The organism is Bartonella sp. AA56HLJMS (genome assembly GCF_042197145.1).
Classification (GTDB): Bacteria; Pseudomonadota; Alphaproteobacteria; order Rhizobiales; family Rhizobiaceae; genus Bartonella.
In genome coordinates, this window is the sequence record NZ_JBHIRL010000116.1 from 1 (window position 1) to 542 (window position 542).

General features: G+C 47.6%; 1 protein-coding gene. It reads left to right on the forward strand.

Annotated elements, in window-relative coordinates; all coding sequences use genetic code 11:
* The coding region (locus ACFINI_RS10175; protein ID WP_375648063.1) for a phage terminase large subunit at positions 1-542 on the forward strand (542 nt) is incomplete at both ends.

Here is a 542-nt window from a genome sequence, read left to right on the forward strand (position 1 = left end):
ATTCTTTGTGCACGTCAGTTTCAGAATTCTTTGGCAGAAAGTTCATTGGAGGAGATTAAGCGCGCCATTGAAGCGCATGACTTTTTAAAGGACTATTACAAGGTTGGGGAGTCGTCGATTAAGTCGATAGATGGTCGCGTAGCCTTTCAGTTTTCTGGTCTGGACCGTAATATTGCGAGCATTAAATCGATGGGGCGTATCTTGCTTTGTTGGGTTGATGAGGCAGAGCCCGTTACAGAGACGGCTTGGCAGACGCTTATTCCAACGTTGCGTGAAGAAGGCGAGGGGTGGCGAGCAGAGTTATGGGTGACATGGAACCCGTTGCGAGAGAATGCCCCCGTTGAGAAGCGGTTTCGCTTTTCAGACAATGAAGCCATTAAGCGTGTAGAGATCAATTGGTCAGACAATCCGAAGTTTCCTAAGATCTTGAATGAAGCGCGGCTTGATGATCTGAGAAACCGTCCCGAGACCTATAAGCATATCTGGGAAGGGGCTTATCTTACAGCGGTTCAAGGCGCTTATTATCAAAAGGAAATGTTGGC